The sequence below is a fragment of the Mesorhizobium sp. DCY119 genome (genome assembly GCF_003590645.1).
Taxonomy (GTDB): domain Bacteria; phylum Pseudomonadota; class Alphaproteobacteria; order Rhizobiales; family Rhizobiaceae; genus Mesorhizobium_M.
Genome location: NZ_CP031834.1, coordinates 521,148 through 547,070, shown reverse-complemented (window position 1 = coordinate 547,070; position 25,923 = coordinate 521,148). Strand labels below are relative to the sequence as shown.

Below are 25,923 nucleotides of genomic sequence, written 5' to 3'. Positions count from 1 at the left end.
AGAAAAATGAAATTCACCCTATCCTGGCTCAAGGACCATCTCGAGACGGACGCTTCGCTTGACGAAATCGTCGAGCGTCTGACCTCGATCGGCCTCGAAGTCGAAGCCGTCGATGACAAGGCAGCGCTCAAGCCGTTCGTCATCGCCAAGGTGCTGACGGCGGAAAAACATCCCGACGCCGACAAGTTGCGCGTGCTGAGCGTCGATATCGGCGACGGCAAGCCGGTGCAGGTCGTCTGCGGTGCGCCAAATGCGCGGGCCGGGCTGATCGGTGCTTTCGCTGCCCCCGGCACCTATGTGCCCGGTATCGATGTCACGCTTTCCGTCGGCAAGATTCGTGGCGTCGAGAGCCATGGCATGATGTGCTCGGAGCGCGAGCTGGAACTTTCCGACGAACATAACGGCATCATCGACCTGCCGGCAGACGCTCCTGTCGGCACGCCTTTCGCCACCTATGCCAAGCTGGACGACCCGGTCATCGAGATCAACCTGACGCCGAACCACCCGGATGCGACCGGCGTTTACGGCATCGCCCGCGATCTTGCGGCCAGCGGCCTCGGCACGTTGAAGACCGGCGCAGTCGAGCCGGTCGCCGGCAAGGGCGCATGCCCGGTCAAGGTGACGATCGAGGCACCGGAGCTCTGCCCCGGTTTTGCCTTGCGCCTCGTGCGCGGCGTGAAGAACGGCCCGTCGCCGAAATGGCTGCAGCAGCGGCTGATCGCCATTGGACTGCGCCCCATCAATGCGCTGGTCGACGTCACCAATTATCTCACCTTCGACCGCGGCCGGCCGCTGCATGTCTATGACTTGAAGAAGGTGGCCGGCAATCTGGTCGTGCGCCGGGCTCTGGAAGGCGAGAAGGTGCTGGCGCTGAACGAGCGCGAATACACGCTGACGCCAGAAATGTGCGTCATCGCCGACGACAATGGTGCCGATTCCATCGCCGGCGTCATGGGCGGCGAGCACACCGGCAGCGACGAGAACACCACCGACGTGCTGATCGAATCGGCCCTGTGGGATCCGATCACGACCGCCCGCACCGGCCGCACGCTCGGCATCATCACCGATGCGCGCTACCGCTTCGAGCGCGGCGTCGATCCGGAATTCATGGTTCCGGGCCTGGAGCTCGCAACCCGCATGGTGCTCGATTTCTGCGGTGGCGAACCGACAGAGATCGACGTGACCGGCTATGCCGGACACACGCCCAAGATCGTTTCCTTCCCCGTGTCGGAAGTGAAGCGGCTGACCGGTATCGAGGTTCCGAAGGACGAAGCGCTCGATATTCTGGCGCGCCTCGGCTTCAAGCCGCTGGGCAATGGCGACGTGATCGATGTCGAGGTCCCCTCCTGGCGGCCCGATGTCGACGGCAAGGCCGATCTGGTCGAAGAGGTCATGCGCATTCACGGCGTCGACAACATCCTGCCCCAGCCGCTGGGCGCGCATGATGCCGTCAATGGCAAGATCCTGACGACGCTCCAGATCCGCACGCGCGCCGCCCGTCGTGCGCTGGCCGTGCGCGGCATGATGGAGGCCGTCACCTGGTCGTTCATCCCGGCAAAGCACGCCGAGCTTTTCGGCGGCGGCCAGAACGAGCTGAAGCTTGCCAATCCGATCGCCGCCGACATGTCCGACATGCGGCCTTCGCTGCTGCCCGGCCTGCTCGCTGCTGCCCAGCGCAACGCCGATCGCGGGCTTAGTGATGTCGCGCTGTTCGAAGTGTCGGGCACCTATGAGGGCGACACGCCGGAAAAACAGCGCCGTGTGGCTGCCGGCATTCGCCGTGGCACCGCGAAGCTCGAAGGCTCAGGCCGCAGCTGGAGCGGCAATGCCGGCCCGGTCGGCGTGTTCGACGCCAAGGCCGACGCGCTTGCCGCGCTCGAAGCCTGTGGCGCGCCGGTCGACAAGCTGCAGATCGAGACGGGCGCGCCTTCCTGGTACCATCCGGGCCGCTCCGGCGTGATAAAGCTCGGCCCCAAGACCGTGCTTGGCACATTCGGCGAATTCCACCCGAAAACGCTCGAAGTGCTCGACGTGTCAGGCCCGCTCTGCGGCTTTGAAGTGTTCGTCGATGCCATTCCCGAGCCAAAGGCCAAGCCGACCCGCACCAAGCCGAAGCTGGAGCTTTCAGCCTTCCAGGCGGTGAAGCGCGATTTTGCCTTCGTCGTCGACAAGGCGGTGGAAGCCGGAACGCTGACGCGCGCGGCCCTCTCGGCAGACAAGAAGCTGATCACCGGTGTCTCCGTCTTCGATATCTTCGAAGGCGCTTCGCTGGGCGAAGGCAAGAAGTCGATAGCCATCGAAGTTTCGATCCAGCCGGTCGAAAAGACGCTGACCGACGAGGATTTCGAAGCACTCGCCGGGCGTATCGTCGACAATGTGAAGAAGCAGACCGGCGGCGCGCTGCGGGGGTGAAATGCTCCTCACGCCGTTGGAGACGTTTTTCGTTGAGGAGTTTTGTCGCTTCATAGGCTATCCGTCCTCCGAAGCCGGAAAACTTCGAGTCGGCGAGCGAGAACGGAGTCCGGTCGGTTTTATGACTACGATTCTCGCCGCGAGTGTTCCTCGCGCACTCTGCTGGGGGCACAGAGTATTCGATCCGCCCCGCATAGCGTTGGTGGGGCCAGATAGCGTGAAATGCGGGATGATGTTATTTTTTGACAGCGTTACGGGAAAGCTGGATTCTATTGAAGGTTCCGTATTCGGCGAACAATGGCCCTCGATAGAGGAACCATTTTTTTGGTCCGAAATTGATCGAAATGCTGACTCAACGCGGAAACACTAGGAAAAGATTGTGTAGTCAATCATGTCGCAAAGCCGGGCCTCGTGTCCGGCTTTTCTTTTGACCGCATGCTGTCTACGCTCCGGCCCAACGACGAGTGAGGAGAGCCAAGAATGTTTCGATGGGGAGTTCTGTCGACCGCCAAGATCGCGCGCGAGCAGCTTTTGCCGGCAATCGCCGACGCGCAGAATGGCGTGATTTCCGCCATCGCCAGCCGCGACGCGCAAAAGGCACGAGCACTTGCAGATCGCTTCGGTGCGCCGCATGCCTTCGGCTCTTACGACGAGCTGCTGGCCTCCGATACGGTCGACGGCGTCTATATTCCGCTGCCGACCTCGCAGCATGTCGAATGGGCGGCAAAGGCCGCCGAGGCCGGAAAACACGTGCTGGTCGAAAAGCCGCTGGCGCTTGATGCCAGGGATATCGTCCCGCTGATCGCAATTCGTGACCGCAAGAAGGTGCTGATCTGCGAAGCCTTCATGGTCGTCTACCACCCGCAGTGGATCAAGGTGCGCGACCTCATTGCCGAGGGCGCCATCGGGCGCTTGCGGCATGTCCAGGGCGCGTTTTCCTATTACAACGTCGATCCGAACAACATGCGCAACAATCTCGATCTCGGCGGCGGCGCGTTGCCCGACATCGGCGTCTATCCGACCGTTGCGACACGTTTTTCGACCGGCAAGGAGCCGAACCGCGTCCAGGCGACCATCGAGCGCGACAAGAATTTCGGCACGGATATCTACTCATCGATCCGCGCCGATTTCGGCGATTTCGAGCTGTCCTTCTATCTCTCGACGCAGATGGCGGCGCGGCAGAGCATGGTGTTCCACGGCGACAAGGGTTTTATCGAAGTCGCCTCACCCTTCAATGCCGGGCTTTACGATCATCATCGCATCGAATTGCACAACCAGAATCACTCCGAAGCGCAGGTTTTCCGGTTCCCGGGAACCCAACAATATCGGCTGGAGGTCGAAGCCTTCGCCCGCGCCGCACAGGGCGGCAAGGACGAAGTGTTCACGCTGGAAAACTCCATTCTCAACCAGAAGGTCATCGACGCCATTTTCCGCGCCGGCGAGCATGACGGCTGGGAAAAGGTCTGATTACCAATAGACGCCGCCGCGCCTGAACCTGACGCGCGGCGCGCTTTGCGGCGGATTGAGCGAGGCGATGCAGGCCGGCAGCTCGATATCGGCGCCATCGGCGGGGACCGGTGCATCCGGCATTGCCAGCAATGCGTGGATATTGGCCGTCGGCTCGAAGGGCGAGGCTGCGGAAGGCCTGATCTTTGGAACGATCGAAGGCCGTGGCTGTGCGGGCGTACCCATCGGCAGAGCGATCCCGTCTTCCGCAGCCTGTGCCGCTTTCAGCGCCATCAGCCGCGCGACGCGATCTTCGGTTCTCGGATGGGTGCGCAGGATCGACGGGTCGGGAATGCGCCCGCCCGGCAACAAAATGTTCTCCCAGCGCCGGCCTTGCGCCTTTTCGAGCTTGGCGAGTGCGGAGGCCAGCCCGTCCGGGTCGCCGGTCAGCATCGCGGCGCCCAGATCGGCATCGAATTCGCGGGTGCGCGATAGCGCCATCTGCAGCAGGCCGCCAATCGTCGGCGCGGCAAGCAGCACCAGCACGCCGAGCCAGGGTATCTGCTGGCCCATGCCGCCGAAAAACCCGCCGATGTTGAGGAAAAGCGAAAACAGCCCGACGGTCGACATGATCGAGGTAAAACGCGAAACCATGTCGGCAAAGGCCATCACCTTCACGTCCTCATGCGCGATATGACTCATTTCATGGGCCAGGACGCCGGCCAGTTCGCGCGTCGAAAGATTGCGGGCCAGCGCGTCGGTGATGGCAATGGCCGAATCCTCGCGCCGGCCGACGGCGAAGGCATTCATCATCTTCGAAGGAATGACGTGAAGTTTCGGCGTCGAAGGCAGGCCGGCCCAGCGTGCGAGGTCCGAAACGATGCGAAAGCCGGTGGGAAACATCTCGGGCGATACCGGCTTGGCCTTGTACATGCCCAGCACCATCTGCGGGCTGACGCGGCGTATAGCCGCCATCGAAACCGCGCCGAAAATGACGGCGAAGATCACGCCCGTCACACCGCCGAAGGCCCAGGCGGTGATGGCGAGCAGAAAAAGGCTGGCCGCGCCCAGCAGCCACGTATGCAGAGTGTTGACGACGCGATTGCGGCGTTGGGCGAAGAGATTGATCGTTCGGTTCGGGCTCATCCAATGAAATATGGTATGGATGTATCGATTTGCCTATTCCCGGCATCAGCATAGTTGTCAGGACGCTTGCGCGCCGTGGCGCCTGTTCTTATATACGCCCAACAATCGCTGGAACTGCCGCAGATACGGTCAAGCCAGCGAAATTTCTTGTGAACAGGGGCTGCCGTCGGAACGCCTCATGGGTCCTGGCAGCCTGCTTAGCGGAGAGTAGAAAAAATGGCTAAAGTAATCGGTATCGATTTGGGAACGACCAATTCCTGCGTCGCCGTCATGGACGGCAAGGACGCGAAGGTCATCGAGAATGCGGAAGGCGCACGCACGACCCCTTCCATCGTCGCTTTCAGTGACGGTGACGAGCGCCTCGTCGGTCAGCCGGCCAAGCGCCAGGCGGTGACGAATCCTGAAAACACGATTTTTGCGGTGAAGCGCCTGATCGGCCGTCGCTATGACGACCCGGTCACCGAAAAGGACAAGAAGCTTGTCCCTTACCACATCGTCAAGGGCGACAATGGCGACGCCTGGGTCGAAGCTGTCGGCCGCAAGCAGTCGCCGAGCCAGATTTCGGCGATGATCCTTCAGAAGATGAAGGAAACGGCGGAAGCCTATCTCGGCGAGAAGGTCGAGAAGGCCGTCATCACCGTTCCGGCCTATTTCAACGACGCCCAGCGCCAGGCAACCAAGGATGCAGGCAAGATCGCCGGCCTTGAAGTCCTGCGCATCATCAACGAGCCGACGGCTGCGGCACTCGCCTATGGCCTCGACAAGAAGGAAGGCAAGACGATTGCCGTCTACGATCTTGGCGGCGGCACCTTCGACATTTCCGTGCTGGAAATCGGCGACGGCGTCTTCGAGGTGAAGTCGACCAATGGCGACACCTTCCTCGGCGGTGAAGATTTCGACATGCGTCTGGTCGAATATCTGGCGGCTGAGTTCAAGAAGGAACAGGGCATCGACCTGAAGAACGACAAGCTCGCCCTTCAGCGCCTCAAGGAAGCTGCGGAAAAGGCCAAGATCGAGCTCTCCTCGTCGGCCCAGACCGAAATCAACCTGCCCTTCATCACCGCCGATGCTTCCGGTCCGAAGCACCTGACGATGAAGCTTACCCGCGCCAAGTTCGAGCAGCTGGTCGACGATCTCGTCCAGCGCACGGTCGAGCCCTGCAAGGCAGCCCTCAAGGATGCCGGCCTCAAGGCCGGTGAAATCGACGAGGTCGTTCTGGTCGGCGGCATGACCCGCATGCCCAAGATCCAGGAGATCGTGAAGCAGTTCTTTGGCAAGGAGCCGCACAAGGGCGTCAATCCTGACGAAGTCGTTGCCATGGGCGCCGCCATTCAGGCCGGCGTGCTGCAGGGCGACGTCAAGGACGTGCTGCTGCTCGACGTGACCCCGCTGTCGCTCGGCATCGAGACGCTTGGCGGCGTGTTCACGCGCCTCATCGAGCGCAACACCACGATCCCGACCAAGAAGAGCCAGGTCTTCTCGACCGCCGAGGATTCGCAGTCGGCCGTGACGATCCGCGTCTTCCAGGGCGAGCGTGAAATGGCTGCCGACAACAAGATGCTCGGCCAGTTCGATCTCGTCGGCATTCCGCCGGCACCGCGCGGCGTGCCGCAGATCGAAGTGACCTTCGACATCGACGCCAACGGCATCGTCAACGTCTCGGCCAAGGACAAGGGCACCGGCAAGGAACACCAGATCCGCATCCAGGCGTCTGGCGGCCTTTCGGACGCCGACATCGAGAAGATGGTCAAGGATGCCGAGTCCAATGCCGAGGCCGACAAGAAGCGTCGTGCTCTTGTCGAGGCTCGCAACCAGGCCGAGGCTCTGGTGCATTCGTCCGAGAAGTCGCTCAAGGACTATGGCGACAAGGTTACGGAAGCCGATCGCACCGCGATCTCCGACGCCATCGCTGCCTTGAAGACGGCTGCCGAGGGTGATGATGTCGATGACATCGGCGCCAAGACGCAGACGCTTGCCGAAGTTTCCATGAAGCTCGGCCAGGCCATGTACGAGGCTTCGCAGAAGGAAGCAGCCGAGGCTGATGCCGCCGCCGACGCCGCCAAGGACTCCGACGTGGTCGACGCTGATTTCGAAGAAATCAACGAAGACGACGACAAGAAGAAATCTGCCTGATCCGACTAGCAGGTAGACACGAAAGCCCGGCCATCGCGCCGGGCTTTTTGTTTGTGCGGATTTGCAACTTCAGCGCGTATTAAGCTTGCCTAAAGGAAACCGGGCCAACCTAGCCTCATGGTGGTAGAAATATCGCCAGGGGACCGCACGGCAGTTCCGCCGTCGGTGATGGGCTGGGATAGGGACGCGTGCATTTCAGGACACTCGAAGTCTGGCGGCTTTCTGCAGCACTAGCTGTGATGATGTGGCATTTCCTGCGCTACGCACCGGCCGGGCATGAGGCAGCGAGTGCTGCACTCTACCGCCTGCTGCCGTTGATGGAGATGTTCTTCATGATCTCCGGCTTCCTGATCACTCTGCGCTATGCCGATACGCTGCTGACCGAGCCGGGCTCGTTCCGGCGCTTCATCGTGCGGCGCCTGGCGCGGCTTTATCCGCTCTATCTGGCAACAGTGCTGTTCTTCTGCCTGGTGGCACTGGCGCTGCATTTTGGCCTGGTCCAGTCCGACCAGCCTGAGCGCTACGCCTGGTCGGCGCTGCCGGCCAACATTGCGCTGGTACAGGCCTGGGGCCTGACTGACAGTCTCACCTTCAACTATGTCGGCTGGACGCTGTCTGCCGAGTGGTTCTGTTACCTGACCTTGCCTGTCATCGTGCTGGCATATCGTTGGCAGGGAATATGGGGCGTGGCGGGGGTGGCGGCGTCCACCATCACCATGCTGGAGTTTGCCGTCGCCTGGGGCTGGATGCCGTTTCCGAGTTGGCTTGAGGCCAACACCTGGGGCGCCTACCGCGCCTTTGCCGATTTCGCCCTTGGCGCCATGGTCGCCATAGCCGTCCGCGACAGCCGGTTGAAACTTTCGAGCATGGTGCCGGGATGGCTGTTCTTCATTGCAGCGATCATCGCCATGGCGACGCTGCAAAACGCCTATGTCATCGTGCTTCTGCTGGCAGCGGCAACGTTCTTTGCCGCCGTGGCCGAGCGCAACGATCCCGAAGCTGCGCATTACCTGAAGCCGCTTCATCCGATCGGCCGCGTCTCCTTCGGCATCTACATGCTCCATCCGGTCGTTGAGACGGTTCTTTTCGCCGTCCTCTGGCGCAAGGTCGTCGAGCCAACGGGCATGGTCTCCTTTTACGCCTATTGGTTTCTGCCGGCAGCCACTGTTTTGGCGGTTGCCCTGCTTTCCGACCGCTATTTCGAAGGCCCAGTGAGCCGTTATCTCAACGCTCGTTTCGGCGAAGCGGCGACGTCTGCTGCCGGGAGAAGTGCTGCCTAAGGGCCACAAACCCGTTTTACTTGCCGCAAGCACTGATTTTCTGGCGAAAACTGCGCCTTTGACTGCTCTGCCCTATGGCATATGGGCTCGCGGTTTACTAAATCGGTGCCAGTTGCCGCAAGCAGACGGACGAAACGATGCGCAAAGACATTGCTCTCCGGTTCATGGGATAAGATGAAAGCTGATTTCTACGAAACCTTGGGCGTCCAGAAGGGCGCGGACGAGAAGGAACTGAAGAGCGCCTTTCGCAAGCTCGCAATGCAGTTCCACCCGGACCGTAATCCGGGCGATCATGCCTGCGAGCACAAGTTCAAGGAAATCAACGAAGCCTATGAGACGCTGAAGGACCCGCAGAAGCGCGCGGCCTATGATCGTTTCGGCCACGCCGCCTTCGAGAACGGCGGCATGAATGGCGGCGGACAGGGTTTCGGCGGCGGCGGTTTCTCCGACATATTCGAAGATATCTTCGGCGAGATGATGGGTGGCCGCCAGCGCCGCTCCTCCGGCGGCCGCGAGCGCGGCGCCGATCTTCGCTACAATATGGAAATCACGCTTGAGGAGGCATTTGCCGGCAAGACCGCGCAGATCCATGTGCCGGCCTCCATCTCCTGCACCGATTGTTCCGGTTCGGGCGCCAAGCCCGGCACGCAGCCGGTCACCTGCACCATGTGCTCCGGCTCGGGCCGCGTTCGCGCCAGCCAGGGCTTCTTCTCCATCGAGCGCACCTGCCCGCAATGTCAGGGCCGCGGCCAGATGATCAAGGACCCGTGCGCAAAATGCTCGGGCCAGGGCCGCGTCACCGAAGAGCGCTCGCTGTCGGTCAACATTCCGGCCGGCATCGAGGACGGCACGCGCATCAGGCTCGCCAGTGAAGGCGAGGCCGGCCTGCGCGGTGGACCTTCGGGCGATCTCTACATCTTCCTCTCGGTCAAACCGCACGAGTTCTTCCAGCGCGACGGCGCAGACCTCTACTGCAAGGTGCCGATCTCGATGACGACCGCCGCCCTCGGCGGTTCTTTCGAGGTGGCGACCCTCGACGGCACCCAGACCCGCGTGAAGGTGCCGGAAGGCACGCAGAACGGCCGTCAGTTCCGCCTCAAGGGCAAGGGCATGCCCATTCTGCGCCAGCCCAATATCGGCGACCTCTATATCCAGACGGCGGTCGAGACGCCGCAGAACCTGACCAAGCGTCAGCGCGAGCTTCTGGAGGAGTTCGAGCAGCTTTCATCCAAGGACAACAGTCCGCAGTCGAGCGGATTCTTCTCGCGCATGAAGGACTTTTTCGAGTCTTTCGGAGAGTAGAGCAGCAACCGCAAGCTGTTGGTTTTGCGAAAGTCGGCCCCATTTTGTCTTGCGTCACAGATTACGTGACGTAAAGATCACACCGGGGCACACGAAAGCAGGAGAGTATGCCGATGGCACGTGGGTCTGGTTTGCGCAAGTCGCTCGCGACAAAGTTCGACGACGAGTTGCGCTTCTTCAAGGGCTGGATCGACAAGCCCAAGGCTGTCGGCTCCATCGTTCCGACCAGCTCCATCACCGCCCGCCGCATGGCCTCCATCATCAACCCGGCCTCCGGCCTGCCCGTTCTGGAACTCGGACCCGGCACCGGCGTCATCACCAAGGCGATCCTGGCCCGGGGCATCAAGCCGCAGAACCTTTACGCCGTCGAATATTCGGAAGAATTCGTCGACCATGTGCGCAGGGGTTATCCCGGCGTCAACGTCATCCAGGGCGATGCCTTCAACCTTGACGAGACGCTTGGCCCCAAGGATCGGATTCAGTTCGACTGCGCGATTTCCGGCGTGCCGCTGCTCAACTTCCCGGTCTCGAAGCGGGTCGACTACATAAACGGCATCCTCGATCGGCTGCCGCATGGTCGGCCGGTCGTCCAGATCACCTATGGGCCGCTGTCGCCGGTTCCGGCCGGACGGGGCGAATATACGGTCGAGCATTTCGACTTCGTTATCCGCAACATTCCGCCGGCGCAGCTTTGGATCTATCGCCGCGGCGCAAACGGTTGACGCTGCAATCTTGACGGTTGATTAGAACGCCAGTTCGCCTATACCCGGGTGAACAGGAGCTATGCCGATGACTGCCCGAATTCTCGTCTTTGCCGGGTCGATCCGCACCGGGGCATTTAGCGGCAGGACCGCTGATGCCGCGGTCAAGGAATTGGCCCTCCAGGGCGCCGAAGTGACCCGCATTTCGCTTGGCGACTATCCGCTGCCGATCATGGACGAGGATCTCGAGGCGGAAAAAGGCGTCCCCGAAAACGCCGTCAGGCTTGGCCGCCAGATCGCCGCGCATGACGGCTTCCTGATCGCCAGCCCGGAATACAATTCGTCGATCCCGCCGCTGTTGAAGAATGCGATCGACTGGGTCAGTCGCGTCCGCAAGGATGGCGGCCACCCCTTCAAGCCATATGCCGGCAAGGTCGCGGCACTGTGCTCGTCGTCGGACGGTAATTTCGCCGGCCTCCGCGGCCTCTATCACCTGCGCTCGGTGCTGATGAATTGCCAGGTCGAAATCATCACGCCGCAATGTTCCGTCGCCCATGCAAGCCAAGCCTTTGACGAGAACGGCGACTTCAGGGAAGAGCGTCTTCGCCACGCCATGGAAAATGTCGCGCGCACGCTGATCGAGCGCGCTCGCATGCTTTCGACAAGGATCGACGCATGACGGTTGAAGCGATGCGCGACCGCCTGATCGTCGGCCTTGATGTGCCGACGCTGAAGGAAGCGGAAGCTGCGGTGCGCGAGCTTGAAGGCACCGTCACTTTCTACAAGATCGGCTACCAGCTCGCCTTTGCCGGAGGCCTCGATTTCGCCCGCGAACTGGCAAGCGGCGGAACGAAAGTCTTCCTCGACATGAAGCTGCTGGACATCGACAACACGGTGGCCAAGGCCGTGGAGAACATCGTCAAGATGGGCGTGTCCATGCTGACGCTGCACGCCTACCCCAAGGCGATGAAGGCTGCAGTCGCGGCTGCCCAGGGCAGCGATCTCTGTCTGCTCGCCGTGACCGTGCTGACCTCCATGGACCAGCAGGACGTGATCGACGCGGGCTATGAATATGATCCGCACACGCTGGTGCTGCGACGTTCCGAACAGGCATTGCAGGCAGGCATGGGCGGCATCGTCTGCTCGGCCGATGAAGCATCCGCCGTGCGCAAGATCGTCGGTCCCGACATGGCCGTCGTTACGCCGGGCATTCGCCCCGCCGGCAGCGAGCATGGCGATCAGAAACGCGTCGTGACGCCGGCCCAGGCCATCCGCAACGGCTCCAGCCACCTCGTCGTCGCACGGCCGATCGTCGCTGCGGTTGACAGACGAGCAGCGGCGGAAGCTATCTTGCAGGAAATGAGTGCGGCATAGGCTTGCCGTGCGTCCTTCGAGGCTCGCTTCGCTCGCACCTCAGGATGAGGGAGGATTGCGTACTTGTCTCCCTCATCCTGAGGTGCGAGCCGGCAGGACGCAGCCGGGTTCCCTCTTCTTTGAAGGGCGAGCCTCGAAGGACGCACAAGACCAAAGGAGAAGAAAATAATGGCCAAGGGATATTGGATCGCTCGCGTCGATGTTCGCGACCCCGAGGGCTACAAGGACTATGTTTCAACCGCCAAGCCGGCTTTCGAGCGCTTTGGCGCCAATTTCCTGGTTCGTGGCGGTGCGCATGAGGTCGTTGAAGGCCCCGGCCGCGCGCGCAATGTGGTGATCGAGTTTCCGTCGCTGGCGGCCGCGCGCGATTGCTACAACTCACCCGAATACCAGGCGGCAAAGGCTATCCGGCAGAAATTCGCCGATGGCGAGATCGTGTTGGTGGAAGGGTCATCCTGACGCTAGGTCAAGCAGCTTGTTGCAATGCAAAATGACGGTTTGTGAGCCGGCAAGCACCGGCTGCAACGGTTTTTCAACACCTTGGACCAAAGTATGAGTATAATTCACGCAGCGTGACGTATTGCGCTGCAACAATTTCGCGCTACCTTGTCAGCAGGGCGAAACAGGCTCCCGGACGGCTGTCTGGCTGGAGAAGGTTCTCGAATGTTCTATCAGTTTTATGAAATGAACCACGCGGCGCTTCAGCCGGCGAGAGCCTATGCCGATGCGGTGAGGCTGTTCTACTCCAACCCGCTCAACCCCTTCTCTCACACCCAATGGGGCCGTTCGATAGCAGCGACGGCCGAACTGTTCGAGCGCACGACGCGGCGCTATGGCAAGCCGCGTTTCGACCTGCCGCAGACGGTGGTCGACTGGAAGACGGTGCCGGTGACTGAAAAGACGGTATGGTCGCGCCCGTTCTGCAATCTCCTGCATTTCGAGCGCGCTTTGCCCGCAGCGCGCCGGCCGGATCCGAAGCTTTTGATCGTCGCTCCGATGTCGGGTCACTACGCAACGCTGCTGCGCGGCACCGTTGAAGCGATGATGCCGCATGCCGACGTTTACATCACCGACTGGACCGATGCCCGCATGGTGCCGGTTTCGGAAGGCAGGTTCGATCTCGACGACTATATCGACTACGTCATCGACATGCTGCATGCGCTGGGTCCCGACACCCATGTCATGGCCGTTTGCCAGCCGTCCGTTCCGGTTCTGGCGGCAGCTGCGATCATGGAAGCGCGGGGCGATCGTTTCGCGCCGTCAACGATGACGCTGATGGGCGGGCCGATCGATACGCGCCGCAACCCCACCGCGGTCAATCTCCTGGCCGAGGAAAAGGGCATCGACTGGTTCCGCGACAATGTCATCATGCAGGTGCCGTGGCCGGTGCCTGGCTTCACCCGCGATGTCTATCCCGGTTTCCTGCAGCTTTCCGGCTTCATGAGCATGAATCTCGACCGGCACATCATCGCCCACAAGGACTTCTTCATGCACCTTGTGAAGCACGATGGCGACGGCGCCGAAAAGCATCGCGACTTCTATGACGAATATCTGGCGGTGATGGACCTGACCGCCGAATTCTACCTGCAGACGGTGGATACGGTGTTCGTCCGCCACGCCTTGCCGAAGGGCGAGATGACTCATCGCGGCGTTCCGGTCGATCCAACAGCCATCCGCAATGTGGCGCTGCTGACGATCGAAGGCGAGAACGATGATATTTCAGGCCTGGGGCAGACCCAGGCGGCCCATGATCTCTGCGTCAACATCCCTGACGAGATGCGCGCGCACTACATGCAGCCGGCCGTCGGTCACTATGGCGTGTTCAACGGTTCGCGCTTCCGGTCGGAGATCGTGCCGCGTATTGCCGATTTCATCAACAGCTATGGCCGGCAAAGCCGCGTGCAGCAGAAGCCGCGACTGGTGCGCTCCGGCAAGTCCTGACCGCCGTTGAGCGTAGGACGCGGATGACACCCTGTCCTTTTGATCAGGACAGGGATGCTTGTGGGTTCCTATACCCTGCGCTCGACCTATACGTGTAGGCCGATCCACCAATTTGCCTGAGGGCCGGGCCTTCTGTTGCAAAATCGTCGCTGTCCGGCCTCGTCGGTAACCATGAAGTCAATCATCCCTTCGCTGTAATTGACATTGACCCATCACGGACCTTAACGTTTTGTTAACAAACAGGGCGAACGGGACCGGGGCAATGAACTCCTCACCGAAAGCATGGCGCGCATCCAGGCGCGTGGCATTGATGATCGGCTTGACGGCGACTGCGTGGTCGATCTCGCCTGCTCTCGCGTCGTCGCCGATGGTCACGGGTGGCCTGACCTCGCAGCCGATCGGTCACTACGAGTTCTGCAAGATCAATCCCTCCGAATGCTCCATACGCTCGCGCAACTCAGTTCCGGAACATGTCACCGGATCTCTCTGGAAGACGCTTGTTGCCGTCAACCTCGAGGTCAACCGCGCCGTCACGCCGATGAACGATTTCGACATCTACGGCAAGGACGAGGTCTGGGCCTATCCCGACAACGGCGTCGGCGATTGCGAAGACTATGTGCTCGAAAAGCGCCGGCAGCTGATCCACAAGGGCCTGTCGGTATCCAACCTGCTGATAACCGTCGTGCGCAAGCCGGATGGCGAAGGCCATGCCGTTTTGACCGTGCGAACCGACAAGGGCGACTTCATCCTCGACAATCTGACGGATGCCGTGCGCCAGTGGGACGAAACCGGCTATCGCTTCCTCAAGCGTCAGGCCAGCGATCACACCGGTCACTGGGTCACGATCCGCGAAGGCCAGGCACCGCTCGTTGGCGCGGTTCAGTAGCTACGCCGTATAACGCCGCGCCATGCTTGACACAGCGGCGCCTCTTCCCTTCTACGCGGCTGCCTGTGCGAGCCGCTCACCAGTCATCCTGTAGGAAATAGCCTCCGCGAGATGAATGCGGCCGACGGTTTCGCTGCCGTCGAGATCGGCCAAAGTGCGCGCCACTTTCAGCACACGATGATAGGCGCGCGCCGAAAAGCCGAGCTTTTCGCTCGCATCATGCAACAGCGACAGCCCGGCTGCATCAGGCTTGGCGATCTCTTCGATGAGCGCGGTTGCGCAATGCGCATTGGTGAGCGACGCCGAGGCGCCGATGCGCTCGAAACGGTCCCGCTGAATGGCGCGGGCGGCCGACACGCGTGCCGCCACCACGGCGCTCTTTTCTGCAGCACCGGGCCGGATCAGATCGCTCGCCGAGACCGCCGGCACCTCGATGCGCAGGTCTATGCGGTCCAGCAACGGTCCCGAAATCCGCGCCTGATAGTCCGACTGGCAGCGCGGACCGCGCGCGCAGCGGTAACCGGGCTCGCCGGCCATGCCGCAGCGGCACGGGTTCATCGCCGCGATCAGCTGGATACGCGCCGGATAGGTGACGCGGTGATTGGCGCGCGCGATCATGCACTCGCCGGTTTCGAGCGGCTGGCGCAGCGCGTCGAGCGTCTGCGGCGAGAACTCCGGAAACTCGTCGAGGAACAGGACGCCATTGTGGGCGAGGGAAACCTCTCCCGGACGCACGCGAAGGCCGCCACCGACCATCGCCGCCATCGATGCCGAATGATGCGGCGCGCGAAAGGGCCGCCGGTCGGTCAGCCTGCCACCGGCGAGTTCGCCGGCAACCGAGGCGATCATCGAGACTTCGAGCAGTTCCTTGGGCGCCAGCGGCGGCAGAATGGAGGGCAGGCGCTGGGCGAGCATGGATTTTCCCGATCCGGGCGGCCCGACCATCATCAGATTGTGACCGCCGGCAGCGGCCACCTCCAGCGCGCGCTTGGCGCTCTCCTGCCCCTTGATATCGGCAAGATCCGGCAGGTCCGAGGCCGGCGCGTGGATGCTTGCCTCCGGCCGCGACAGAACCTGTGTGCCGCGGAAATGGTTGGCAATGCCGATCAGGCTTCGCGGCGCCAGTATGTCGATCTCCGAGCCTGCCCATGCCGCTTCCGGTCCGGACGCCGCCGGACAGATCAGGCCCTTGCCTTCGGCATTGGCTGCCATTGCCGCCGGCAGCGCACCGGACACTGCGGCGATCGTGCCGTCGAGCGACAATTCGCCAAGCACGACATAGCCGGAAAGCGCATCGCCCGGGACGGCGCCAAGTGCCGCCATCAGGCCGAGCGCGATCGGCAGGTCGTAGTGGCTGCCTTCCTTCGGCAGGTCTGCCGGTGCGAGATTAACGGTCACCTTCTTGGACGGCATCGACAGACCGGATGCGTGAAGCGCCGCCTGCACCCGTTCCCGGCTTTCGGCCACCGCCTTGTCGCCCAGGCCGACGATGTGCATGCCGACTTTACCGGGCGCGACCATCACCTGCACGTCGACGGGAACCGCCTCGATGCCCTGAAATGCAACCGTGCGTACGCGCGATACCATGCCGTCCCCCGACGTACCGCCGGACATCAGCTAGATGTCCAACCCAGTGATAACCCCAGGCCAGACAAGCATAGATTGTAGAGCAAATCAAGAACAAGACGGGAACAAAATTGCCGTCCAGATTGCAACCGGGTTGATGCCGGTTGCAACGCTGGAACATTCCATGGCGTTTGTTGGGCGCTGCGCCTCAGCGCTTCGCTTCCACCGCATCCCAGAACAGCGCGGCGATGTCGGCCCCGCCGAATTTCTTGACCTCGCGCACACCGGTCGGCGAGGTCACGTTGATCTCGGTCATGTAATCGCCGATCACGTCGATGCCGACGAGGATAAAACCGCGTTCCTTGAGCGAGGGGCCGATGCGCGCGCAGATTTCGCGCTCGCGTTCGGTCAGTTCCGTCTTTTCGGCGCGTCCGCCGACATGCATGTTGGAGCGGGAATCGTGCTCGGCAGGCACGCGGTTGATGGCGCCGACAGGCTCACCGTCGATCAGGATGATGCGCTTGTCGCCCTTGCGTACGTCCTTGAGATAGCGCTGGACGATGAAGGGTTCGCGGAACATCTGGCCGAACATTTCCAGCAGTGAGGCGAGGTTGCGGTCGGCCTCAAGCATATGGAAGATGCCCGCGCCGCCATTGCCGTAGAGCGGCTTGACGATGATGTCGCCGAACTCCTTGCGGAAGGCCGCCACCTCCAGAGGATCCTTGGTGATCAGCGTTTCCGGCATCAGGTCGGGAAACTCGGTAACGAAGATCTTTTCCGGGCTATTGCGCACCCAGGCCGGATCGTTGACCACCAGCGTCTTCGGGTGAATGCGCTCTAGGATATGCGTGGTGGTGATGTAGTTCATGTCGAAGGGCGGGTCCTGCCGCAGCAGCACCACGTCCATTTCCGAGAGATCGGTGCGCACGGGCTCGCCGAGCGTGAAATGGTTGCCCTTCTCGTCGCGCACCTCCAGCGTTTCCAGCCGCGCGAACACCTTGCCGCCGATCATGGACAGCCGGTCAGGCGTATAATGGAACAGCTTGTGCCCGCGCCGCTGCGCCTCGAGCGAGAGCGCGAAACTGGTGTCGCCGGCAATGTTGACGGTGGAGATGTGGTCCATCTGGACGGCGATGTTGAGCGGCATGAAGGCTTCTCCGGCGCTGCGGGCTTTTATCGTCGAGAGGATGTATAGCTTTGCCCGGCATCTGCCAATGGCGACCTTGCATCCTCCGGGTGCCCAGACTTCACCTCACGGAAATGTCTCGGAATGTCATGACCGCGTTAACAGGACGCCAATCATTCTCGGCTAAGAAGCTGGCAGACGTGCCGAAGAGCACGCTTGTCGAGGGTGGTCATGAACGCAGTCACGCCAATCCGGGCAGTCTCTGAAGATCAGATCGAACTGACCATTCTCATGCCCTGCCTCAACGAGGCTGAAACGCTTGCGACCTGCATCGGCAAGGCGCAGCACTTTTTGCAGCAAGCCGGCGTCTCTGGCGAAGTTCTCATAGCCGACAATGGCAGCACCGACGGTTCGCAGCTCATCGCTACCAGCCTTGGCGCCCGGGTCGTGCCCGTTCAGGCGCGGGGCTATGGCGCAGCCCTTCAGGGCGGCATAGCGGCGGCGCGCGGACGCTTCATCATCATGGGCGACGCCGACGATTCCTACGATTTCTGCGCGCTGGATGCCTTCGTGTCGCGCCTTCGTGAGGGTGCGGACCTGGTCATGGGCAACCGTTTTCAGGGCGGCATCGAAGCCGGCGCCATGCCGGTCCTGCACCGCTATCTCGGCAATCCCGTGCTGAGCTTCCTTGGCCGGCTGTTTTTCCGCATCAAGGCGGGAGACTTTCACTGCGGCCTGCGCGGCTTCAATGCCGAGCGCATCCGGGATCTGGACCTCAAGACGGCGGGCATGGAATTCGCCAGCGAAATGGTGGTGCGCAGCGCGCTCGCCGGCCTGCGCATCGAGGAAGTGCCGACCACGCTGAAGCCGGACGGCCGCAGCCGCCCGCCGCATCTCAAGACCTGGCGCGACGGCTGGCGCCATCTCAAATTCCTGCTGATGTACAATCCGCGCTGGCTGTTCTTCATTCCGGGCATGAGCCTGTGCGCGCTGGGCCTCCTGCTTTCGACGCTGCTCTTCTTCGGTCCGCTGCAGGTCGTCGACAACCTTTCGCTCGACCTCAACACATTCGTCGCGGCCTGTTTCATGATCGTCGCCGGCGTGCAGCTCACCACCTTCGGTGTCCTGTCGCGATATTACGCCGACATCACCGGCATCCTGCCGGGCAATGCTCGTTCGGACTGGCTCACGCGCCATATCAGCACCGACCGGTTGGCGCTCGGCGCAGGCGTCTGCCTGCTGGCTGGCCTTTCGTTCTTCGGCTACGCGACCCTGTCCTGGGCCAGCCTGAGTTTTGGGCCGCTCAACGACCCGGAGATCCCGCGTATCGTCGTATTCGGGCTGACGCTGATCGTGATCGCGATGCAGGTGTTCTTCTCGGCCTTCCTTCTCGGCGTCCTGGAAATCCCGGTCATGCGCCGCAAATCCGGCGAAACCATCGTCGCCGAGGCAGCAGCGCGCGCCCAAGCCTCCTGATGACGGCGATGCTGCAAACGGCCTTTCGCCTGCGGTTCGTTCGTTTCGTGACGGTCGGCGTCGGCGCGGCTGCGCTCCTGCTTGTTCTATCTTATGTGTTGGCTTCCATCGGCATGCCGCCTTTCGCGGCGGGCCTCATCGCCTATGCCGTGGCCTTCGTGGTGGCCTATTCGGCGCAGCGCGGCTGGACGTTTGGTGCCGCGCATGGTCATGGCCACGCTTTGCCGCGCTATTTCGTCTTGCAGGCCGGCTGCGCGTTGCTGTCGGGCGTGCTCGCCCATATCGCCGTCGATCGCTTCCAGATGTCACCGTTGGCGATGTCGGTCCTCATCACGGCAGTCGCAAGCACGGTCAGCTATGTCGTCTCCTCGCTCTGGGTTTTTCCGGACAAGCCGGGACATGGCAGCGGACGCTAGCTTTACCGTTTGTTGAACTGCGCGGATTAGGGTCACGTCGGGTTATGGGCGGGCTGTGAGCGAATGAGCGGATTGCATTCAACGATCGCAAGACGGGCGGCGGGCCTTTCGCCGGCGAGCAGGGATATTGCCCTTGCGCTGGGCGCGACGCTGGTCGTTTTGGCCATCAATGCTGCGACCGGTTTCAGGACATTGTCCAACCTCGGCGGCGACAATGACAGCCTGCTTCGACTGGTCGAAGTCCGCGACCTGCTCGGCGGTCAGGGCTGGTTCGATCTGTATCAATACCGCATGGGGCCTGAGGGCGGTTTCGTCATGCACTGGTCCAGGCTGGTCGACGCGCCGATCGCCGCGATCATCCTTGCCGTTTCGGCGCTGACGGGCAGCGTGGCGATTGGCGAAACCGTCGCGCGCATCCTTTGGCCGGCACTGCTCTATTGCGGCACGCTGTTTTTCATCCTGCGCGCCGCGCGTATTTTCGGCGGGGAAAGCGCGGTCCTGCCATCTGTCATCATCGGTGCTGCGGCACTTCATTTTCTAGGCATCTGTCAGCCCGCCGCACTCGATCATCACAACATCCAGCTGATGCTCGCCGCCGGCAGCCTGTGCCTGCTTCTCGAGGCGCCGGACAATCGGCTGGCCGCCGCAATGTCGGGTGTATGTTCAGCGCTGATGCTGGCGGTCGGCATGGAGACCGCGCCCTATGTGGCGGTGATCGGCCTCTGCGTTGCAGGTCTGTTTCTCTTCGACGGTACCGGCGAAAGGCATATTGCCCGTGATTTCGGGTTCGGCTTTGCCGTGGTGTCGGCTGCCGTCTTCTTCGCCACAGTTCCGGCCTCTGGCTGGGGAGAGGCCCAGTGCGATGCCTTTTCTGTCGTTCAATTCGCGCTGGCGGCCATTGCCGGCGTGGGTCTTGCAGCCGTGGCATCCCTTGATGTGTTTACGCGCACGCGCAGCCGCCGCCTGCTTGGCCTTGCCTTGCTCGGAGCATGCGTCGGCGCGACTTTGGTCCTTGCCTTTCCGCAATGTATCTCGGCACCGTATTCGGGTCTCGATGCGCGACTTAAGGCGGACTGGCTCGATCATGTCTCGGAGGCGCAGTCGCTGTTCGAGCTCATTGTCCAGGATCCCGCCTCCGTCTTCGCCCGCTACATCACACCGTTGCTGGCGATCGGCTGGATGCTGCTGCGTCTTCGCCGTCAAGGCTGGCAGCGGCGGGACATCCTTGTCGGCGCGGTGCTGATCGCGGCCTTCATGGTCAGCGTGTGGCAGGTGCGCGGGTCGACCTTCTCGATCGCCTTCGCCGTTATCCCGCTTTCGGCGTGGGTCGGAAACTGGCGTGCGCGGGCGGAAAAAAGCCCGTCTACGTCTGCGTCTCTCAGAATGGCTGCGGTATGGCTGGTCTCGCTCAATGCGAGCTGGACGACCGCCGCCGCCGCCGCTTCCGCCGTTCTCGAAGGCGAGTCGTCGAAGCCCGAGGCGCAGGCCGCGTCGGTTGCCGCCTGCCAGCGGGAAACGGACTTCGCCGTGCTCGCCAGCTTGCCGGCAACGACCGTTCTGGCGATCTCCAATCTGGGTTCGCCTATCCTTGCCTACAGCGGGCACCGCGTTTTCTCCGGCCCCTATCACCGCAATATCGAGGGAAACCTTCTGGCGCTGGACGCCCTGATGGGATCGCCAGATGAAGCCCGGCGCATCGTCGAAGCGCGTCATGTCGGTCTTGTCGCGCTTTGCCGAGGCAACGACGAGAACAGGATTCTGACGGACCGTGCCCCCGATGGGTTGCTTGCAGGCATGATGAAGGGGGCGATGCCGGATTGGCTTGAACCCGTGCCGGAGACCGCGGGAAAGCCGCTCCAGCTCTATCGGGTTGTCCTCGACCGCTGATCGTTTCACGCTGCAAGTGCCGCGCGGCGGTGGTTCGAATCTTTGACTGATTTTCCGGCGAAAAGCGGTTGCACGCGATACGTTTCCTAAACGGTTTGCTGGCATTGTTGCGCGCAAATCACGAAAAAAACTGCGGGGACCATGATGCAGCCGTCGTTCGGCTTTGACGAGACCAGGGAGAACACCGATCTTGCCTTTACCGACCCTTTGACCGGGCTCGGCAATCACCGGCGCTTTTTCGACAAGGTCGACAGGCTCATCAGCGACCGCGCTGACGACCCCGCGCCTTTCACCGTAGGCATCATCGATCTGGACGGGTTCAAGCCGATCAACGATCTTTTCGGCCACAAGGCCGGCGACGATATCCTCATCCAGGTAGCCATGCGCCTGCGTGCCGCCATGGACGGGCATTCGGCGGTCACGCGCATCGGTGCCGACGAGTTCGCGTTCCTCTATCCCATGGTGTTTTCGGAGGACGCCGCCGCCGAAAGGGCGAGGATGCTGATCGAGGTTCTTTCGGCGCCCTACGATGTCGGGGAGCGAACCGCCAGGCTGTCGGCCTCGGTCGGCTGCTCGCTTTTCTATTCGGGTGACGAGACGACCGAGATACTGGTCAACAAGGCCGAGACTGCGCTCTATCACGCCAAGCGCTCGGGCCGGGGCCGCGTCGTCGTCTATACGCGCGAAATGGAGGAGGCGGCCAAGCGCGTCACCCGCATCGAGCAGGCCTTGCGCCGCGCCGTTTCGGCCGGCGAGGTCGAGCCGCATTTCCAGCCGATCGTCGACCTGAAGACGCGGCGCGTCGTCGGTTTCGAAACGCTCGCCCGCTGGACCGACCGCGATCTCGGTTTCGTCTCGCCGGTCGTCTTCATCCCGATCGCCGAGGAACGCGGCATCATCGGCCCACTGTCGCAGCTGGTCCTGCGCAAGGCAACCGAGGCCGCCCGCAACTGGCCCGAAGACCTGTTCCTGTCGTTCAACCTCTCGCCATCGCAGCTCGTTGACCAGAACACTGGCCTGCACATACTGGCCATTCTGGAGCGAACCGGCTTCGATCCGCGCCGCCTCGAGATCGAGATCACTGAGACCGGCCTGATGACGGACCCGGCTTCCGCCGAAAAGATCGTCAACGATCTGCGCCGTTGCGGCATCCGCGTCTCGCTTGACGATTTCGGCACCGGCCAGTCCTCGCTCGGCCGCCTGCGCGAGTTCCAGTTCGACAAGCTCAAGATCGATCGCGCCTTCGTGTCCTCGATACTGGAAGACAGGCCGTCCGAACACATCATCCGCGCCATCCTCGCCATGTGCGAGGGGCTGGGCATGGATGTGGTGGCCGAAGGCATCGAGCAGGAGGCGCAGGCCAGCCGTCTCATCGAATTCGGCTGCGGCGGCGGGCAGGGTTATCTCTTCGGCAAGCCGGCAGATGCCGACGCTACGCTCGGCTATCTGCGCGACGCCTTTCGTGGCGCGCGGCGGGTCGGTGCTTAAACGCCACAGCTGTCGCTCCCAAGCCCGTAGCGTCCTGCAGCCATAGAATTCTCCTCTTGGCCTTCGTCGCCTCTTGGTGCATTCCATACGCGGACCAGGAGAGGTCGAGGGGGAAGATGCCATGATGCCGTCCGCGCAGTTTACCGATCTTCAGGGAACGTCTGTCCTGATCACCGGCGGCGGTTCCGGCATAGGTGCGGCCCTCACCGAGGGATTTGCGCGTCAGGGCGCCAAGGTGACCTTTGTCGATATCGCTCAAGCCGCGAGCGAGGCGCTGTGCGAGCACGTCGAAAAGAGTGCCGGCGTGCGGCCCTTGTTCATCAAGGCGGATCTGCGCGACATCGATGCCCTGCGCGCTGCCGTCGCCCAGGCAATCGAGGCGCATGGGCCGATTACGACACTGATCAACAATGCCGCCTTCGACGAGCGTCACGCCGTCGAGGATGTCACGGTCGACTATTGGGACAACAACCAGTCGATCAATCTGCGCCCGCATTTCTTCAGCGCGCAGGCCGTCGTGCCGGGCATGAAGGCGGCGGGCGGTGGCTCCATCATCAATTTCACCTCGACCTCGTTCCTGATCAACCATCCCGACATGCCGTCCTACACGGCGGCCAAGGCGGGTATTATCGGCCTGACCAAGGGACTTGCCGGCCATCTCGGCCCGCACAACATCCGCGTCAACGCAGTGGCGCCGGGCTGGGTCATCACCGAGCGGCAGCGCGAATTGTGGGTGACCGATGAAGCGCTTGCCGCCCATGTCGCCAAGCAGAGCATCAAGCAGGTGATGCTGCCGGAAGACATGGTCGGCACCTGCCTGTTCCTGGCTTCGGATGCATCCCGCATGCTGACCGCGCAAACATTGATCGTCGACGGAGGTTATCTCTAATGCCAAACCCGGCAATCGCCGCAGCCGATTGGGGCACCTCGCATCTGCGCGTCTGGCTTTTGGATGCCGACGGCAACGCTCTGGCCGAGCGGCGAAGCGCCGAGGGACTGCTTTCGGTGAAGCCGGGCGGCTTCTCTGACGTGCTTGAAAGCCATCTCGACGCCATGGGTGCGCCGGCAACGCTCTCAGTGATCATCTGCGGCATGGCCGGCTCGCGACAGGGCTGGATCGAGGCGCCCTATGTCTTCGTCCCGGCATCCATTGGCGACATCCTTGCCGGCGCCGTAGCAGCGCCCGGCACGCGCCGCGACGTGCGCATCATTCCGGGCATCGCCCAGCGTGATGAAAGCGCGCCCGATGTCATGCGCGGCGAGGAGACCCAGCTTGCCGGCATCGCAGAGCTGTCGTCGGGAAGTCATCTCGTCTGCATGCCGGGTACGCATTCGAAATGGGTCGAGACGAATAACGGCGCAGTTTCCGGTTTCGGCAGCTGGCTGACCGGCGAGCTGTTTTCGCTTCTGTCGCGCCAGTCCATTCTCCGGCATTCGCTCGGTGAGAGCCCGGCTTCCGTCTCGCCCGACAACGCGACCTTCCGCCACTGGTGCGCGAATGCGCTGTCGGAGGGCGGCGATATCGGCGCGCATCTGTTTCGCATCCGCGCCTCGACGTTGCTTCTCGATCTGTCGCCGCCTGATGCGGCGGCCGCCCTTTCAGGCCTGCTGATCGGCGCCGAGATCGCCTCGGCGCGGAGGCGCTTTGCCGGCGCAGGCGGTCCGGTTACGCTGGTTGCGTCGAGCAGCCTGGCGAAACTCTACGAAGCCGCCTTGCATATGGCCGGCCGCGAGGTCCGCGTCGTCGACGGCGATGCGGTGGTACGCGCCGGCCTGTTTGCGGCGGCAAGACACAATGGCATGATTGGCAGCATCGGAACGCAGGCATGACGACACCCTTTCCAGAACTCCGCCGCGGCCTTGTAGCCATCCTCCGTGGCTTGAAGCCGCAAGAGGCGGTCGACATCGGCAGCGCGATTTTCGAAGCCGGCATCGAGGCCATCGAAGTGCCGCTCAATTCGCCGGAGCCTTTCACCTCCATCGAAAGCCTGGTCGCGAAACTCCCCAAGGCGTTGATCGGCGCCGGCACGGTGCTGACGCCGCAGGATGTTGACAGGCTGCATGATGCCGGCGGGCGGCTTCTGGTCAGCCCCAACATCGATGCCGGCGTCATGAACCGCGCCAACCACCACGGCATGGTCACCATGCCCGGCATCTTCACCCCGACGGAAGCCTTCCAGGCGATCGGCCTTGGCGCATCGGCGCTGAAATTCTTCCCGGCAAGCGTGCTCGGACCCGGCGGTATTGCCGCGATCAAGGCCGTCCTCCCGGCCGAGACCATTGTCGGTGTGGTCGGCGGCGTGTCGGAAACCGATTTCGCCGGCTACGCCAAGGTCGGGGTCCGCACCTTCGGGCTCGGCTCGAGCCTGTTCAAGCCGGGCATGAGCGTGGCCGAGGTTCGCGACCGTGCGCATGCGGCCGTCAGCGCCTATGATGCCGTTTTCGGAGGAAAGCTCGATGGATAAAACCGGCGTCTCGATCCTGTCCGAACATGTCTGCCATCTCGGCGAGGGCCCGACTTACGATCCGGCCACCGACACGCTGTTCTGGTTCGATATTCTGGGCAAAAAGCTGCTCGAAAAGCGCGTCGCCGGCGGCGAGACGATTGTCCACGACCTGCCCGAGATGACGAGCGCGCTGGCTGTCATCAATGACGGTCATCAACTGCTGATGACCGAAAGCGGCCTGAACATCCGCGATGTCAGGACCGGTGCGGTCACGCCGCATTTCGCCATTGAGGCGGACGATCCATCGACCCGCTCCAACGATTCGCGCGTGCACCCCTGCGGCGCGTTCTGGGTCGGTACGATGGGCAAAAAAGCCGAGCGCAAGGCCGGCTCGATCTACTGGTTCTTCAAGGGCGAGTTCCGCAAACTGTTTCCCGACATTTCGATCCCGAATTCTATCTGTTTTTCGCCTGACGGCGCGACCGCCTATTACACCGACACCAGGGAAAACATCCTCTACCGCGTCGGCTGCGATCCCGAGACCGGGCTGCCGGTCGGCGAGCCGAAAGTGTTCTTCGATCACAGTGGCAAGAAGGGTGGCCTCGACGGCTCTGTGGTCGACGCCGACGGCGTGTTGTGGAACGCACGCTGGGGCGCATCCTGCGTCGATGCCTATTCGCCCGACGGCAAGCGCATCCGCACCATCGAGGTGGGCACGCTGCAGCCGTCCTGCCCGGCTTTTGTCGGCGCGAATGCCGATCGCCTTGCCGTCACCACCGCTCAGGAAGGCATGGATGCGGCAGCGCGAAAGGCCGACCCGACGGCCGGCAAGACCTTGCTGCTGGACCTGCCGGTGAAAGGCCGTTTCGAGCCGCGCGTCCTGATCTGATCCGGGG

22 protein-coding genes are annotated in these 25,923 nt (G+C 62.4%); 19 read left to right on the top strand and 3 right to left on the bottom strand.

Going from position 1 to position 25,923, the window contains the following annotated elements; translation table 11 throughout:
- The first annotated feature begins 6 nt into the window (after nucleotides 1-6).
- Complete coding sequence (gene pheT / locus DZG07_RS02575; protein ID WP_119814040.1) at nucleotides 7-2,412, top strand: phenylalanine--tRNA ligase subunit beta; 2,406 nt, start codon at nucleotides 7-9, stop codon at nucleotides 2,410-2,412.
- 480 nt (nucleotides 2,413-2,892) lie between these two features.
- Complete coding sequence (locus tag DZG07_RS02570; protein WP_119814038.1) at nucleotides 2,893-3,879, top strand: Gfo/Idh/MocA family oxidoreductase; 987 nt, start codon at nucleotides 2,893-2,895, stop codon at nucleotides 3,877-3,879.
- On the opposite strand, the gene DZG07_RS02565 is transcribed toward DZG07_RS02570, so the two are convergent.
- Nucleotides 3,880-5,004, bottom strand: a complete 1,125-nt coding sequence (locus DZG07_RS02565; protein ID WP_119814036.1) for a zinc metalloprotease HtpX — start codon at nucleotides 5,002-5,004, stop codon at nucleotides 3,880-3,882. It abuts the gene before it with no gap.
- 216 nt (nucleotides 5,005-5,220) lie between these two features.
- On the opposite strand from DZG07_RS02565, the gene dnaK reads away from it, so the two are divergent.
- The 9 genes from dnaK (at nucleotide 5,221) to DZG07_RS02520 (ending at nucleotide 14,621) form a co-directional block, all read left to right on the top strand.
- Nucleotides 5,221-7,137 (top strand): molecular chaperone DnaK, encoded by a 1,917-nt coding sequence (dnaK, locus tag DZG07_RS02560; RefSeq protein WP_091915614.1) that lies wholly within the window; start codon nucleotides 5,221-5,223, stop codon nucleotides 7,135-7,137.
- 188 nt (nucleotides 7,138-7,325) lie between these two features.
- The gene (locus DZG07_RS02555) at nucleotides 7,326-8,417 is read left to right on the top strand and encodes an acyltransferase (protein WP_133304715.1); all 1,092 of its coding nucleotides are present in this window, start codon (nucleotides 7,326-7,328) and stop codon (nucleotides 8,415-8,417) included.
- 174 nt (nucleotides 8,418-8,591) lie between these two features.
- Complete coding sequence (dnaJ, locus tag DZG07_RS02550; RefSeq protein ID WP_091915610.1) at nucleotides 8,592-9,719, top strand: molecular chaperone DnaJ; 1,128 nt, start codon at nucleotides 8,592-8,594, stop codon at nucleotides 9,717-9,719.
- A gap of 113 nt (nucleotides 9,720-9,832) precedes the next feature.
- Nucleotides 9,833-10,441 (top strand): phospholipid N-methyltransferase PmtA, encoded by a 609-nt coding sequence (gene pmtA / locus DZG07_RS02545; RefSeq protein WP_091915608.1) that lies wholly within the window; start codon nucleotides 9,833-9,835, stop codon nucleotides 10,439-10,441.
- Nucleotides 10,442-10,502: 61 nt separating this feature from the next.
- Complete coding sequence (locus DZG07_RS02540) at nucleotides 10,503-11,099, top strand: NAD(P)H-dependent oxidoreductase (protein ID WP_162931535.1); 597 nt, start codon at nucleotides 10,503-10,505, stop codon at nucleotides 11,097-11,099.
- Nucleotides 11,096-11,794 carry an orotidine-5'-phosphate decarboxylase gene (gene pyrF / locus DZG07_RS02535; RefSeq protein ID WP_119814032.1) on the top strand — a complete coding sequence of 233 codons (699 nt, stop codon included), beginning with the start codon at nucleotides 11,096-11,098 and terminating at the stop codon, nucleotides 11,792-11,794. Before DZG07_RS02540 ends, pyrF begins: the two co-directional genes overlap by 4 nt.
- A 168-nt stretch (nucleotides 11,795-11,962) precedes the next feature.
- Complete coding sequence (locus tag DZG07_RS02530) at nucleotides 11,963-12,253, top strand: DUF1330 domain-containing protein (protein ID WP_119814030.1); 291 nt, start codon at nucleotides 11,963-11,965, stop codon at nucleotides 12,251-12,253.
- 204 nt (nucleotides 12,254-12,457) lie between these two features.
- Nucleotides 12,458-13,735, top strand: coding sequence for a polyhydroxyalkanoate depolymerase (locus DZG07_RS02525; protein WP_119814028.1), 1,278 nt, complete (start codon nucleotides 12,458-12,460; stop codon nucleotides 13,733-13,735).
- A 310-nt stretch (nucleotides 13,736-14,045) separates the two neighbouring features.
- Nucleotides 14,046-14,621: a transglutaminase-like cysteine peptidase gene (locus DZG07_RS02520; RefSeq protein WP_244537912.1), complete on the top strand. Its 576-nt coding sequence runs from the start codon at nucleotides 14,046-14,048 to the stop codon at nucleotides 14,619-14,621.
- Nucleotides 14,622-14,672: 51 nt separating this feature from the next.
- Here the strand turns inward: DZG07_RS02520 and DZG07_RS02515 are convergent, their stop codons facing one another.
- Together DZG07_RS02515 and gshB are read right to left on the bottom strand one after the other, a co-directional pair.
- Nucleotides 14,673-16,208 carry a YifB family Mg chelatase-like AAA ATPase gene (locus tag DZG07_RS02515; protein WP_091915942.1) on the bottom strand — a complete coding sequence of 512 codons (1,536 nt, stop codon included), beginning with the start codon at nucleotides 16,206-16,208 and terminating at the stop codon, nucleotides 14,673-14,675.
- A 187-nt stretch (nucleotides 16,209-16,395) separates the two neighbouring features.
- Nucleotides 16,396-17,334, bottom strand: a complete 939-nt coding sequence (gene gshB / locus DZG07_RS02510; protein WP_119814026.1) for a glutathione synthase — start codon at nucleotides 17,332-17,334, stop codon at nucleotides 16,396-16,398.
- A 210-nt stretch (nucleotides 17,335-17,544) separates the two neighbouring features.
- On the opposite strand from gshB, the gene DZG07_RS02505 reads away from it, so the two are divergent.
- From DZG07_RS02505 to DZG07_RS02470, 8 genes are all read left to right on the top strand, one after another.
- The gene (locus DZG07_RS02505) at nucleotides 17,545-18,789 is read left to right on the top strand and encodes a glycosyltransferase family 2 protein (protein ID WP_119814024.1); all 1,245 of its coding nucleotides are present in this window, start codon (nucleotides 17,545-17,547) and stop codon (nucleotides 18,787-18,789) included.
- Nucleotides 18,790-18,797: 8 nt separating this feature from the next.
- Complete coding sequence (locus DZG07_RS02500; RefSeq protein ID WP_245429566.1) at nucleotides 18,798-19,205, top strand: GtrA family protein; 408 nt, start codon at nucleotides 18,798-18,800, stop codon at nucleotides 19,203-19,205.
- A gap of 63 nt (nucleotides 19,206-19,268) precedes the next feature.
- Entirely contained in the window at nucleotides 19,269-21,092 is a 1,824-nt protein-coding gene (locus tag DZG07_RS02495; protein ID WP_119814020.1) for a GtrA family protein, read from the top strand.
- 144 nt (nucleotides 21,093-21,236) lie between these two features.
- Entirely contained in the window at nucleotides 21,237-22,580 is a 1,344-nt protein-coding gene (locus tag DZG07_RS02490) for an EAL domain-containing protein (protein ID WP_091915940.1), read from the top strand.
- Between the two features lie 121 nt (nucleotides 22,581-22,701).
- Nucleotides 22,702-23,469, top strand: a complete 768-nt coding sequence (locus tag DZG07_RS02485; RefSeq protein ID WP_119821323.1) for an SDR family oxidoreductase — start codon at nucleotides 22,702-22,704, stop codon at nucleotides 23,467-23,469.
- Complete coding sequence (locus DZG07_RS02480; RefSeq protein ID WP_119814018.1) at nucleotides 23,469-24,410, top strand: 2-dehydro-3-deoxygalactonokinase; 942 nt, start codon at nucleotides 23,469-23,471, stop codon at nucleotides 24,408-24,410. The genes DZG07_RS02485 and DZG07_RS02480 overlap by 1 nt, the downstream gene beginning before the upstream one ends.
- Nucleotides 24,407-25,045, top strand: coding sequence for a 2-dehydro-3-deoxy-6-phosphogalactonate aldolase (locus DZG07_RS02475; protein WP_119814016.1), 639 nt, complete (start codon nucleotides 24,407-24,409; stop codon nucleotides 25,043-25,045). The genes DZG07_RS02480 and DZG07_RS02475 overlap by 4 nt, the downstream gene beginning before the upstream one ends.
- Nucleotides 25,038-25,916, top strand: a complete 879-nt coding sequence (locus DZG07_RS02470; RefSeq protein ID WP_091915584.1) for an SMP-30/gluconolactonase/LRE family protein — start codon at nucleotides 25,038-25,040, stop codon at nucleotides 25,914-25,916. Before DZG07_RS02475 ends, DZG07_RS02470 begins: the two co-directional genes overlap by 8 nt.
- Nucleotides 25,917-25,923: the final 7 nt, after the last annotated feature.

What these genes read in the sequence shown, in the direction of transcription:
- DZG07_RS02485 (WP_119821323.1), top strand. Translation starts at nt 22,702, where the DNA reads ATGATGCCGTCCGCGCAGTTTACCGATCTTCAGGGAACGTCTGTCCTG.
- pmtA (WP_091915608.1), top strand. Translation starts at nt 9,833, where the DNA reads ATGGCACGTGGGTCTGGTTTGCGCAAGTCGCTCGCGACAAAGTTCGAC.
- DZG07_RS02515 (WP_091915942.1), bottom strand. Translation starts at nt 16,208, where the DNA reads ATGGTATCGCGCGTACGCACGGTTGCATTTCAGGGCATCGAGGCGGTT.
- DZG07_RS02470 (WP_091915584.1), top strand. Translation starts at nt 25,038, where the DNA reads ATGGATAAAACCGGCGTCTCGATCCTGTCCGAACATGTCTGCCATCTC.
- DZG07_RS02525 (WP_119814028.1), top strand. Translation starts at nt 12,458, where the DNA reads ATGTTCTATCAGTTTTATGAAATGAACCACGCGGCGCTTCAGCCGGCG.
- pyrF (WP_119814032.1), top strand. Translation starts at nt 11,096, where the DNA reads ATGACGGTTGAAGCGATGCGCGACCGCCTGATCGTCGGCCTTGATGTG.
- DZG07_RS02540 (WP_162931535.1), top strand. Translation starts at nt 10,503, where the DNA reads ATGCCGATGACTGCCCGAATTCTCGTCTTTGCCGGGTCGATCCGCACC.
- DZG07_RS02475 (WP_119814016.1), top strand. Translation starts at nt 24,407, where the DNA reads ATGACGACACCCTTTCCAGAACTCCGCCGCGGCCTTGTAGCCATCCTC.
- DZG07_RS02565 (WP_119814036.1), bottom strand. Translation starts at nt 5,004, where the DNA reads ATGAGCCCGAACCGAACGATCAATCTCTTCGCCCAACGCCGCAATCGC.
- DZG07_RS02490 (WP_091915940.1), top strand. Translation starts at nt 21,237, where the DNA reads ATGCAGCCGTCGTTCGGCTTTGACGAGACCAGGGAGAACACCGATCTT.
- pheT (WP_119814040.1), top strand. Translation starts at nt 7, where the DNA reads ATGAAATTCACCCTATCCTGGCTCAAGGACCATCTCGAGACGGACGCT.
- dnaK (WP_091915614.1), top strand. Translation starts at nt 5,221, where the DNA reads ATGGCTAAAGTAATCGGTATCGATTTGGGAACGACCAATTCCTGCGTC.
- gshB (WP_119814026.1), bottom strand. Translation starts at nt 17,334, where the DNA reads ATGCCGCTCAACATCGCCGTCCAGATGGACCACATCTCCACCGTCAAC.
- DZG07_RS02530 (WP_119814030.1), top strand. Translation starts at nt 11,963, where the DNA reads ATGGCCAAGGGATATTGGATCGCTCGCGTCGATGTTCGCGACCCCGAG.
- dnaJ (WP_091915610.1), top strand. Translation starts at nt 8,592, where the DNA reads ATGAAAGCTGATTTCTACGAAACCTTGGGCGTCCAGAAGGGCGCGGAC.
- DZG07_RS02480 (WP_119814018.1), top strand. Translation starts at nt 23,469, where the DNA reads ATGCCAAACCCGGCAATCGCCGCAGCCGATTGGGGCACCTCGCATCTG.
- DZG07_RS02500 (WP_245429566.1), top strand. Translation starts at nt 18,798, where the DNA reads ATGCTGCAAACGGCCTTTCGCCTGCGGTTCGTTCGTTTCGTGACGGTC.
- DZG07_RS02505 (WP_119814024.1), top strand. Translation starts at nt 17,545, where the DNA reads ATGAACGCAGTCACGCCAATCCGGGCAGTCTCTGAAGATCAGATCGAA.
- DZG07_RS02520 (WP_244537912.1), top strand. Translation starts at nt 14,046, where the DNA reads ATGATCGGCTTGACGGCGACTGCGTGGTCGATCTCGCCTGCTCTCGCG.
- DZG07_RS02495 (WP_119814020.1), top strand. Translation starts at nt 19,269, where the DNA reads ATGAGCGGATTGCATTCAACGATCGCAAGACGGGCGGCGGGCCTTTCG.
- DZG07_RS02570 (WP_119814038.1), top strand. Translation starts at nt 2,893, where the DNA reads ATGTTTCGATGGGGAGTTCTGTCGACCGCCAAGATCGCGCGCGAGCAG.